The organism is Savagea faecisuis (genome assembly GCF_042675605.1).
Lineage (GTDB): Bacteria > Bacillota > Bacilli > Bacillales_A > Planococcaceae > Savagea > Savagea faecisuis.
This window is the reverse complement of sequence record NZ_JBHTJF010000013.1, coordinates 1-11,783: the sequence shown is the minus strand read 5'-3', so window position 1 is coordinate 11,783 and position 11,783 is coordinate 1. Positions and strand designations below refer to the sequence as shown.

The 11,783-nt window shown below is 41.9% G+C and carries 9 protein-coding genes; 6 read left to right on the top strand and 3 right to left on the bottom strand.

Annotated features, from left to right (window positions below; all coding sequences use genetic code 11):
- Nucleotides 1-21 precede the first annotated feature (21 nt).
- The gene (locus ACFQ0V_RS02985; RefSeq protein ID WP_381009465.1) at nucleotides 22-1,431 is read left to right on the top strand and encodes a protein adenylyltransferase SelO; all 1,410 of its coding nucleotides are present in this window, start codon (nucleotides 22-24) and stop codon (nucleotides 1,429-1,431) included.
- A gap of 15 nt (nucleotides 1,432-1,446) precedes the next feature.
- Here the strand turns inward: ACFQ0V_RS02985 and pgeF are convergent, their stop codons facing one another.
- Both pgeF and ACFQ0V_RS02975 read right to left on the bottom strand, forming a co-directional pair.
- A complete protein-coding gene (gene pgeF, locus ACFQ0V_RS02980; RefSeq protein ID WP_381009463.1) occupies nucleotides 1,447-2,208 on the bottom strand; it encodes a peptidoglycan editing factor PgeF in 762 nt (253 codons plus the stop codon).
- A 106-nt stretch (nucleotides 2,209-2,314) separates the two neighbouring features.
- Entirely contained in the window at nucleotides 2,315-3,505 is a 1,191-nt protein-coding gene (locus tag ACFQ0V_RS02975) for a coenzyme F420-0:L-glutamate ligase (protein ID WP_381009461.1), read from the bottom strand.
- 113 nt (nucleotides 3,506-3,618) lie between these two features.
- On the opposite strand from ACFQ0V_RS02975, the gene ACFQ0V_RS02970 reads away from it, so the two are divergent.
- The 4 genes from ACFQ0V_RS02970 (at nucleotide 3,619) to thiD (ending at nucleotide 8,439) form a co-directional block, all read left to right on the top strand.
- Nucleotides 3,619-4,509 carry a LysR family transcriptional regulator gene (locus ACFQ0V_RS02970; protein ID WP_381009559.1) on the top strand — a complete coding sequence of 297 codons (891 nt, stop codon included), beginning with the start codon at nucleotides 3,619-3,621 and terminating at the stop codon, nucleotides 4,507-4,509.
- A gap of 54 nt (nucleotides 4,510-4,563) precedes the next feature.
- A complete protein-coding gene (locus tag ACFQ0V_RS02965; RefSeq protein WP_381009459.1) occupies nucleotides 4,564-5,406 on the top strand; it encodes a VOC family protein in 843 nt (280 codons plus the stop codon).
- A 32-nt stretch (nucleotides 5,407-5,438) separates the two neighbouring features.
- Entirely contained in the window at nucleotides 5,439-7,466 is a 2,028-nt protein-coding gene (locus tag ACFQ0V_RS02960) for an acetoacetate--CoA ligase (RefSeq protein WP_381009457.1), read from the top strand.
- A gap of 142 nt (nucleotides 7,467-7,608) precedes the next feature.
- Nucleotides 7,609-8,439 (top strand): bifunctional hydroxymethylpyrimidine kinase/phosphomethylpyrimidine kinase, encoded by an 831-nt coding sequence (gene thiD, locus ACFQ0V_RS02955; protein WP_381009455.1) that lies wholly within the window; start codon nucleotides 7,609-7,611, stop codon nucleotides 8,437-8,439.
- Between the two features lie 23 nt (nucleotides 8,440-8,462).
- On the opposite strand, the gene ACFQ0V_RS02950 is transcribed toward thiD, so the two are convergent.
- A complete protein-coding gene (locus ACFQ0V_RS02950) occupies nucleotides 8,463-10,388 on the bottom strand; it encodes a GTP-binding protein (RefSeq protein WP_381009453.1) in 1,926 nt (641 codons plus the stop codon).
- Nucleotides 10,389-10,473: 85 nt separating this feature from the next.
- Here ACFQ0V_RS02950 and ACFQ0V_RS02945 point away from each other — a divergent pair, with 85 nt between their 5' ends.
- On the top strand, nucleotides 10,474-11,661 hold the full coding sequence (locus ACFQ0V_RS02945; RefSeq protein ID WP_381009451.1) for an MFS transporter: 1,188 nt from the start codon (nucleotides 10,474-10,476) through the stop codon (nucleotides 11,659-11,661).
- Nucleotides 11,662-11,783 lie beyond the last annotated feature (122 nt).

Sequence of the window (11,783 nt, the reverse complement as noted above, 5' to 3'; positions counted from 1 at the left end):
TTTCCCTAGGAGGTTAAATAGATGAAGTGGACATCGAGTTACCGTACGTTACCCCGGATGTTTTATCAAGATGTTTTGCCGAGTGTAGCGAAGGATCCTTCTTTCGTGTTATGGAATGAGTCGCTCGCTGAACAATTGCAATTAACCGATTGGCACGATGAAATAGGTCTTTTAAAGTTGAGTGGTGCACAGTTAGATGATCATTGGGAACCTCTCGCACAAGCGTATATGGGCCATCAGTTCGGTCATTTAACGATGCTTGGGGATGGTCGTGCAATCTTGTTAGGAGAGCTTGAAACAGAGCGCAGTGTTGTGGATCTTCAGTTAAAAGGAAGCGGTCAAACTCCTTTTTCAAGACGAGGCGATGGACGAGCAGGACTCGGTCCGATGTTGCGTGAATATGTGATGAGCGAAGCCCTTTTCCATTTAAATATTCCAACAACACGCAGTTTAGCGGTCATTGAAACGGGAGAGACGGTGTGGCGCGAACGTGCTCATCGTGGAGCACTCGTCGTCAGAGTAGCGAGTAGCCATTTGCGAGTTGGAACGTTTCAGTACGCCTATCATTACGGAACGATCGATGATGTGAAAATTTTAGCGGATTATGCGATTCAAAAACATTATCCACATGTGGATAACGCTAACAATCGTTACATTTCACTATTTCGTGAAGTGATGAAACGACAAGCGGCACTCATTGCGAAATGGCAAGCGGTCGGATTTATTCATGGTGTAATGAATACGGACAATATGACGATTAGCGGAGAGACGATCGATTACGGGCCGTGTGCTTTTATGAATCAATACGATCCGGATACAGTATTTAGTTCGATCGATGCGCAAGGAAGATACGCATACGGTCGCCAACCCCAAATCGGCGGATGGAATTTAGCGAGATTCGTCGAGACGTTATTGCCGTTGTTTGGAGAAGGAGAAGAAGGACTTGAAATCGCACAACGTGAATTAAATGCGTATGGCCCTTTATTTGAACATTATTGGCTAGAAGAAATGCGAAAGAAACTCGCTTTGCGTGAAGGAGAAGAAGCATTACTCGATGAATTATTCGTCTGTATGCGCCGTGAACAGCGCGATTGGACGGAAACATTCCGAGATTTAACAGTGAAAAACGAAGAAGGCTTACAATTGGAACGTTCCGAAGAGATGAAAGATTGGTACGTGAAATGGCAACAAGCGACAAAAGGAAGAGAACAGGAGCTTCAAAAAATGCAAGAAGTGAATCCTGCTTTCATTCCGCGCAATTATCTCGTCGACCAAGCGATTGAACGGATGGAATTGACGAATGACCGTACTTTGTTAGAACGCTTGCTTCAGTTAAGTCGCGAGCCTTTCGCATATACAGAAGAGCAATTGGCATACCGATTACCAGAAGAAGAAAAATCGAGAATACATCAAACTTTTTGTGGGACGTAAAAAACGACTAGTTTTCTAGTCGTTTTTCTTTTGGACGATAAAGCCGAGATGACGTCCACATTGACGATTACGTCGATAAGAAAAAGCGTTTGACGTATCGAATGTGCAGCGCTCGTCGAAATGGAGATGGTGCGCTGGAATGCCGGATTGGATGAGCTGTTGTTGCACGATTGCGCGCGTATCGATATGCCACTTATTCGTTTCTTCTTTAAAATGAATGAACGGTAAAGTACCATCGAGTTTCGCGAATTTCTCATATACATCGCGGTCCACTTCGAAATTGTGTTGTTGGATGGAAGGACCGACGAATACGTGAAAGTCTTTCATGCTGCATCGCTCATTATTTTGAATCGTTGCAAATGTTGTGCCGACGATGTTTTGAAGTGTACCTTGCCAACCTGAGTGAATGGCACCAATGATATGATCTCGTTCGTTGTAAAAGAGGAGGGGAATACAATCGGCGACAAATGTGGAAAGAACGATATCGAATTCATTCGTATAAAGTGCATCTGTATTTGGAATCCCTTCTTCATAACAAAAAGCGCCACGACCTGCATCTTCGTATGTCACTTTATGAACGTTCGCACTATGCGTTTGTTGGGCACAAACGAATTGTTCGAGCGGATAGTGAATCGCTTCAGCTAACGTTTGCCGGTTTTTTATAATATCCACATGTGGATGACCGGTATGAAGTGCCATTGAAAAGTGACTCGGCTTTGTGTCATCTTTCATCGTCCATCCTGCTATAATAGCGTCTCTCTTTTTCCATTCAATCATAAGCTCACCTCGAATAGTATATTTGAAAAGTAAAAATAAAATCTGTACCAATACAGAAAGTATAACAAAAAAATTCGCAAACGACGAAATCGTTTGCGAACGAATATTAATGTGTGAAGTTATCGAAGTATCCTTGAATGTAGACGATCGGCGTTCCTTTATCTCCACTACCTGAAGTGAGGTCAGAGAGTGAACCGATTAAATCTGTTAAACGACGAGGTGTCGTCCCTTGAGATTCGACCGCATCTGTTAAATCTTCGTCTTTATTTTGAATAAATTCGTGTAAAGCTGCATTTAAAGCGTCGCCTTCTAAATGAGCGAAGTTGTTATCTGCTAAATATTTAAGCTTCACTTCATTCGGTTTTCCTTCGAGTCCAGCTGTGAAAGCAGGAGAGACGACTGGATCAGCGAGTTCCCAAATTTTCCCCGCAGGGTCTTTGAATGCTCCGTCTCCATATACCATTACTTCAACTTGTTTGCCAGTCACTTCTTTCAACTTCTTTTGAATGTTGTCGACGACTGGTTGGCAATCGCGTGGGAATAATTTTAAACCATCGTCTGTCGATTTGTTTGATCCGAGTAAGCCGAACTGTTCGTTATAGCCACTGCCGTCAACAGACTGCGCTAAAATATCATCCAATGTGTGTACGAGTTCTGCGCCATTTTCTTCTAAAATGCGCTTCGTACGGAAACGTGTATGAATGTCACATGCGAGAACATGTTTCGTATATTTTAAAATTGTTTTTGGTTTTTGAGAGAAAATAATTTCACATTCTGTGCCGTATTCTTCAACGAGTGAACGATAATACTCGATATAGTCGACACCAGTGAATGTATGTTTTTGATATCCGAACAATTCACGGAATTCTGCTTCTGTTAAAACATCTGTCCACGGGTTGACACCTTTCGCATCTAATTGGTCTAAACTAATTAAATGGTTTCCGACTTCATCCGCAGGATAGCTAAGCATAATGACAACTTTTTTAGAGCCTTTTGCTACGCCTCGTAAAATGTTCGAAAAGCGGTTACGGCTTAAAATTGGGAAGATGACCCCAATTGTTTCATCTTTAAATTTTGCGTGCACATCTTGTGCGATTTGATCAATTGTTGCGTAGTTACCTTGAGCACGAGCGACGATGGATTCCGTAATTGAAACGATGTCGCGATCGCGAATTTCAAACCCTTCCACTTCTGCGGCTTTTAAAACACTGTCGACGACGATTTGTTCAATGTCGTCACCTTCAAGAATAATTGGGCAACGGAGACCTCTTGAGACTGTTCCTACTACTCGTTCCATTATAAATCGCTCCTTCAAATTGATAAAATGACAATTTTGTACACTTGTACTATACCGTACTTTCATGCTATAAGTAAAATTAATATATTCTATAAGTGGTATAAGGAGAGGTTATATTGATTAAATTAGATTTATACCGCATTTTTTATGAAGTGGGAAAATACGCGAGTTTTTCGAAAGCGGCCGAAGCTCTTTATTTAACGCAACCAGCTGTCAGTCAATCGATTCGTCAATTGGAAGAGCAATTGGACGTTCGTTTATTTAATCGTACGACGAAAGGAGTGCATTTAACGAAAGAAGGCGAATTACTTTATGAATATGCGCAATCAGCCATTCATTTATTGGAAGCAGGAGAACGTAAATTGGATGAATTAAAGGGTGTCGCTTATGGAGAATTAGCGATAGGTGTAGGGGATGCGATATCGCGTCATTATTTAATGCCATATTTAGCTCAGTTTCATCGTCTGTATCCGAATATTAAATTTCGCTTAGAAAATGGAACGACGAATGAATTGAGACAATTATTAAAGCAAGGAGATTTAGATATTGCATTATGTAATTTGCCGATTGAGGATGAACAGTTAGCGATTATCCCTACATTTGATGTACAAGATGTTTTCGTATACGGAGAGAAGTATCAAAAGCTATTAGAAGGTATCGTTTCGTATGAACAACTCGCGAAACTGCCTTTAATTATGTTGGAAGGAAAATCGAATTCTCGTCAATATGTCGAATCGTATTTGAAATTGAAGGGCGTCGATATTGAGCCGGAGTTTGAATTAGGTTCTCACGATTTGCTTTTGCAATTTGCGAAGACGAATTTTGGAGTGGCAGCAGTGACGAGAGAATTTGCGACGGAATATTTCCGAGAAGGAAGTTTAAGAGAAGTGCAATTAGAAGAACCGATCCCACAAAGGCAAATTGGGATTTGTTATTTAAATACGGTCGCGCTCTCGCCAGCAGCGGAACGATTTTACAATATTGTAATACATCCAGTAGGTTAGAAGTTCAAAAGAGGAGGGAAAGGAGTATACTATAGAGAAAGGAATGTGATCAAAATGAAAAATTTTCATACGGGGGAAGCAACATTTATTTCACACGTACATTTGAATGTAAGCGATTTAACGACGATGGTGCAATTTTATGAAAATGTGATTGGCTTACACGTTTTAGAACAGTCAGTCGATACAGCGACTTTAGGAGTAGGAGACGAGGCATTTTTGACATTGCATGTGCCAGTCGGAGTGAAGCCGAAACAACGTAAAGAGACAGGTTTGTACCATTTCGCAATACTCGTTCCGACGAATCGTGATTTAGGAGTCGTATTACGTCATTTAATTGACCTTCAAATTCCGCTAGGAGCAGCTGATCATATCGTCAGTGAAGCCCTTTACTTATCAGATCCAGAAGGCAATGGAATTGAAATATATGCAGATATCGATTCGGATATGTGGACGTGGGAAAATGGACATGTGACGATGTCGACATTGAAATTAGATCATAATCAACTATTGCAGTTAAGTGAAGGAGAAGCGTGGAACGGTTTACCAGAAGGTACGAAAATGGGGCATCTCCATCTCCACGTTTCGCAATTAGAAGAAGCGCGTCAATTTTATGAAACGCTCGGTTTTCAAGTCGTGTCAGAATTGCCGACCGCATTATTTATGTCGACGGAAGGGTATCATCATCACATCGCAGTGAATGTGTGGAACGGTACGAATATTCCGACGCCTGAACCGGAGACAGTAGGCTTACGTAGTGCTATCATGCAATTTGAAAATAAAGAAGCTTTAGAAGAAGCTGTCCAGCGTTTACAAGGAGCGAATTATTCCGTTTCTAACGAACAAAATGGATATGAAGTGAAAGATCCTTCAGGCAATACGTATTGGTTGAAAGGATAAGAATAAAACAAGATTGTTGGAGGAAGATACAAATGTCTAGAAAAAGGCTACCGAAGTTACCACCGATTGAAGAAATTCGAGAAGGAACGTATTTATGGAGTGCAAATGATAAGACGAAACAAAACGCCAACATTACGAAATATATGAACTGGTTACGAGAAGAAAAACAGCTCGACTTTAAAAATTACGAGCAATTGTGGCACTGGTCTGTCGAAGAGATGGAAGATTTTTGGCAGTCTATTTATGAATACTTCCCATTTGATCATGAAGAACCGTATGAAGCTGTCATGTCGACGAAACAAATGCCGAAAACGAAATGGTTTGAAGGAGCGCATGCGAACTATGCCGAGCATATTTTAAAAGATGCTGACCTGTCACGAATCGCGGTTTATTCGAAGTCAGAAACGCGAACAGATGTCGTCAAAACGTGGAAAGAGTTGACGAATGATGTTTTAAAATTAGCGACGTATTTACGTGAGCATGGCATTCGTAAAGGAGATCGTGTCGCGGGGTATTTGCCGAATATTTATGAAGCGGTCGTTTCACTTTTAGCAACAGCGAGTGTCGGTGCCATTTGGACGAGCGTATCTCCAGACTTTGGATTAGAAAGTGCGATGGCGCGTTTCGGACAAGTGAAACCGAAGTTAATTATCGCTGTAGGTGGTTACACGTATAAAGGTATCCAGTACGATCGCCGTGAAGAAGTGCGTCAAATGAAAGCGCAACTCCCATCAGTTGAAGGAATTATTTTCGTCCCTTATGTCTTTGCAGCGCCGAAAAATGATTACATTCATTTATGGCCAGAAATTATGAATACGTCTCCGATTGCGCTCGAAGATTTCCAATTTGAACAGATGAAATTTAATGATCAACTTTGGATTTTGTATTCTTCAGGTACGACAGGAAAGCCGAAAGGGATGGTGCATACGCACGGGGGCATTTTATTAGAAATGTACAAAGCGAATGCTTTCCATCTTGATTTAACGTATCGTGATACGATGTTTTTCTATACGACGACAGGTTGGATGATGTTCAATTTATTGACGAGCAGTTTGTTAATGAAAGGGGCGATCGTTTTATATGACGGTCATGCGGCTTATCCAGATGAGATGAAAATTTGGGATATGGTCCAACAGACGAAGACGACGGTGTTTGGTTCTAGTCCCGCTTACGTTCAACTGATGCGTAAACAAAATCAAAAGCCGAATGAGACGTATGATTTCAGCAAATTAAAGACGATTGTGTTGAGCGGTTCACCGGCTAGTCCAGAAGTGTACCATTGGCTTTATGACAATGTGAAGCGTGACATGTGGGTGACGTCGCAAAGTGGTGGAACTGACATTTGTTCAGGATTCGTAGGAGCAATCCCGACAGAGCCAGTTCGTGCTGGAGAAATTCAAGTGCGAGCACTCGGCGCAGCAGTATTTGCTTTCGATGAAATGGGAAGACGTGTATACGATGAAATAGGGGAGCTCGTCGTTGTCAATCCGATGCCGTCGATGCCACTTTATTTATGGGACGATCCGACAGGGGCTCGTTATGAAGCGAGTTATTTCTCCGTTTATCCGAAAGTGTGGAGACATGGAGACTTTATTGAGATTATAAAAGATACAGGATCCATCATTATGCATGGTCGTTCAGACTCTACGTTAAATCGTGGCGGTGTCCGTATCGGAACGAGTGAGATTTATCACGCCGTTGAAGCGAATCCACTCATCGATGACAGTCTCGTCGTGCATGTCGATATTGGCGATGTCAAATCGTATATGCCACTGTTCATTAAGTTAAAAGGTGGAGCACAATGGACAGATGCAGCGACAGACATTTTAAAAGAGCGTATTCAAGAACAATATACTGCTCGTCACGTGCCAGATATGGTATATGTCGTGAATGATATCCCGTACACATTGACTGACAAAAAGATGGAAGTACCGGTACGTCGTATTTTGTCAGGAGAAGCGTTAGAAGAAGTAGCGAACCGTGAAGCGATGCGCAACCCAGATGCATTATATCCATATGTTGAATTTTATGAAACAGTCATTAAACCGATGAAGGGGTAAAAGCGATGTGTGAGAAATGTAAACGACGATTGCGTATGTTAGTGATGGTTTTTGCTTTAGGTTCTTTACTCTTTTTAGGGACATCATTGTTTGAGTGAAAGGAAGGGAGCAGCATGACAATATGTGATGCTGCATAATACATATGAAAAAACGAGCATTGACGATTGCTGGTTCTGCCGCACGTGGTGGAGCAGGCATTCAAGCAGATATTAAAACATTTCAAGAGCTAGACGTGTACGGAGTGGCCGCAATCACAGCATTCGTCGCGAAGCATCCTGAAACGAATCAAGGGATTTTTCCGCAGTCTGTGGAAGCGATTGAAGCACAAATTCATACGATGTTGACGGATATCGGATGCGATGCGTTAAAGACGGGAATGTTATTTACAGAAGAAATTATTGAAGCGGTCGCATGGCAAATTGATCAAAGTGGAGTTTCGTCAATCGTTATTGACCCGGTCATGATTGGCAAAATGGGGTCAAAATTGTTGAAGGACGATGCAATTCAAGCGTTGAAGGCAAACTTATTACCACAAGCGACAATCATGACACCGAATATGTATGAAGCGGCTTATTTATTAAATGAGCCACTCGATGCTTTACAGGAAGAAGTAGATTTAATCGATGCGGCTCGTCGTCTCCATACGTACGGTTCGCAATATGTTTTAGTAAAAGGTGGCCGTTTAGACGGTCCCGCCGTTGATATTTTATATGACGGACAGTCATTGTATCGCTACGTCGCACCTCGTATTGATACGATTCATACGAATGGTGCAGGATGCACGTATTCTGCGGCAATTACAGCAGAACTTGCGAAAGGGAAGCCGATAACAGAAGCGGTATTGATAGCGAAACGCTTCATTACAGCAGGTATCGTTCATGCAGTTCCTTATTTAAATGGTCCTGGACCGACTGATCACGCTGCGTATCGCAAGTTTGGAGAACAAACGGTATACATGGAAGAGATTTTATAAAGAAAAGCCGAATGATTGTTGAGTCATTCGGCTTTTTCAATATGCATCATCGATTCTGCTTCCACTCCACTTACAGAATAGCCCGCTCCTTTTGCGCAAAAAATAGAGCTCGATGTAAAGTGTGGATCGGCATTTGAATCGTACACACTCGCTTCGATCACTTCTTGTTCATTGTGACAATAGTCGAAATGTGTCACCGTAAATCGTAAAGAACCGAGACCTTTCGTAAACGAATAAAATTGCTCGGGATAATGTAAAAAACGTGCGACGGGAACGACAGCTTTAACAACGAGAGAAGTCCCTCTTTGTACAGGTGCTTCACACGTTCCGTGCAATTGTTGAATGTCTGTCATTAACTTACCGATATGTTGTTCGGGGATTGTGAATTGGACGGTATACATCGGTTCCAGCAAGCGTACTTTCGCCTTTTCCAGTCCTTGACGAACCGCTCTCCACGTCGCTTGTCGAAAATCTCCTGGTGAAGAATGTTCTTTATGCCCACGCCCAGCGATACATGTGATTGTGACATCCGTTAATGGTGCGCCTGTTAAAATACTGCGGATCGGCTTTTTTAAAAGTGCATTTCGAATTTCTGTTCGATTGCCGCTCGTCATATCGTTCGGATGCGTCTCGTCTTGAACGTGAATACCACTATTGAGCGGTGCTTGTTCGATGCGCACATGTACTTCCGCATAGTGACGAAGGGGCTCGAAATGACCGTATCCGACTGTACTTCCTTCAATCGTTTCGCGATATAAGACGATTGGCTCGCCGAAAGAAATAGAGAGTTGAAATCGTTCAAGCACGGTTTGTTGTAACGTTTCGAGTTGAATCGGTCCGAGAATGTGAATGTACAGTTCGGCACTCTCTCGTTCCCACAGTACTTGTAAAGAATCATCCTCCTCGTCCAGTCGTTGAAAAACTTTCACGAGTTCGTGTTGAGAAATGGTTTCAGAACCGATGACGCGAGCACGCAATGTCGGAATAAATGTCGCTTCGACTCGTTTGCGTCCTCCTTGTAAGCAGTCATAAACAGACACATCACGCGCCCCGAGCAGTGCTACGAGTTCACCAGCTTCTGCACGTTGAACTGTTTGAAATCCAGCTCCACGATACGAACGCAGTTGTGTAATTTTCACTTGTTCGTCCCCGATTATGACGTCATCACGTACTTCTAAAGCTCCTGATTGTAATTTAATAAACGTATTTTTTTGCCCTTGTGCGTCATCACGTATTTTGTAGACGAATCCTGTCGCTTCGCCTTTTTCATCGTAAGAAGTAGGGGAATGCGTGTGGAAAAAGTCGAAAAAGGGAAGAATGCCTTCATCGTGAAGGGCAGATCCCGAACCGTAAAACAATGTACTTTGATGTTGAATTGAGTGCAAAACCGCATCATGTAAAGAGAGTGTATCGTTTAAAAATGCTTCGATTAACGATTCATCTGCTTCTGCTAACTGTTCGATAATGTCTTCGTTAAAAGCTCGTTCATACGAGAGGAGTGGTCGTTGTAATCTGCTGCTCGCTTCGTCACATACCGTTTCGAAGTCTTCATGCAGTTGATCCATTTTATTAAAGAAAATAAATGTCGGAATATGGTATCGTTGTAATAGTTCCCAAATGCTTTCGGTATGGCCTTGAACACCATCAGGAGCGCTAATAATTAAAATCGCATAATCGAGCATTTGAATAGAACGTTCCATTTCAGGTGAAAAATCGAGATGTCCGGGTGTATCGATTAAGTAATAGTGAGCATCTTTATAGGTAAATGTCGTCTCATCTGAAAACACTGTAATGCCGCGTTCTTTTTCGACGGAATGATAGTCGAGAAACGCCGTTTTTTCATCGACACGACCTTTCGTTTTAATCGATTCAGTCGCAACGAGCAATTGTTCAGAGAACGTCGTTTTACCAGCATCGACGTGTGCTAAAATACCGATTGTTTTTTTCATAAAAAGTCACCTTTTTTACTTTAGTATACGTGAAACAATACAAAACGAAAATGTTTCATATGAAACATCATGAGGGGGAGAGCGCATGCAAGAAGGGTATACGTTACAAGATCGAGCTTTTTGGTTTTTAGTATTTGGGTTAGGATTAGCGAGTATGTTCACATTCTCGGCAATGTACGCGACGCAGCCGTTAATGCCGAAGTTTACAGAACAGTTTCAAGTTTCCGTATCGCTCAGCAGTATGACGATGTCTATTATGACAATCGGACTTATTTGCGGGCTTGTCGTTGTAGGGGTTTTGTCTGATCGGAACGGGCGCTCACAATTTGTGAAATGGTCTTTATTATTGTCAGCTATTCCGTTCTTTATCATTCCATTTTTGCCATCATTTTCACTTATTTTATTGTTGCGTTTCATTCAAGGATTTACGATGGCGGGAGTGCCGGCCGTCGGGTTAGCTTATTTAAATGAGGAAATTCACCCGAAGTATCAAGGGCTCGCGACAGCGCTATACATATCGTGCAATGGACTCGGAGGAATGATCGGGCGGATTTTTACAGGGATACTTGCGGAGCGTTACAGTTGGGAACTCGCTTTTTTCATCATTGGAAGTGCAGGTATCGTTATTTTAGTTTTGTTAATGATGACTTTACCGAAGTCGAATTATTTCACGCCAAGCGTCGTCTCGCTTAAAAAAGATATTGACGGATTCTTTTATCATTTGCGCAATCCGAAATTGTTAATGGTGTTCGGTTTAGGATTTATTTTGCAGTTATCCTTTACAGGAACGTGGACGTATTTACCCTTTTATTTAGCGGAAGCACCGTTTTCATTGTCTCTCGATAAAATATCGCTCATTTATGCGGCATACAGTTTTGGGATTATCGGAGCGCCTATTGCGGGTTATTTAGCTGCGCGTTATACGGTAAAGCGTGTACGGGCAATCGCTTTATTCGTTTTAGTGAGTGGCGTTCTTTTAACATTGAGTCATTCACTTCCGATCGTTGTCATCGGGATGTGTGTCGTCTGTGGAGGCTTTTTCACTGCGCATTCTCTTACGGCAACGACTGTTAGTCAAGAGGCAACACATCATAAAGGAAGTGCCTCGAGTTTATATTTAATTTCGTATTATATTGGAGTAGCAGGAGGGAGTACTTTACTTAGTCCTGTTTGGGAATATGCTGGATGGTTCGGAATCGTTATGAGTGCCTCTTGTATTCCAGTACTTTATTATGCGATTCTCCGCTTCTATCAAAGAAAACAAACGATATAAAAATCACGCATGAAATGTATAGCGTTTCATGCGTGATTTTTCATTTATTCGTACACGTCTGTTGATTAACTAATTTTTACCACCAAAAACTAACAAAAAAGAGAGATTCCATGTAAAATGTA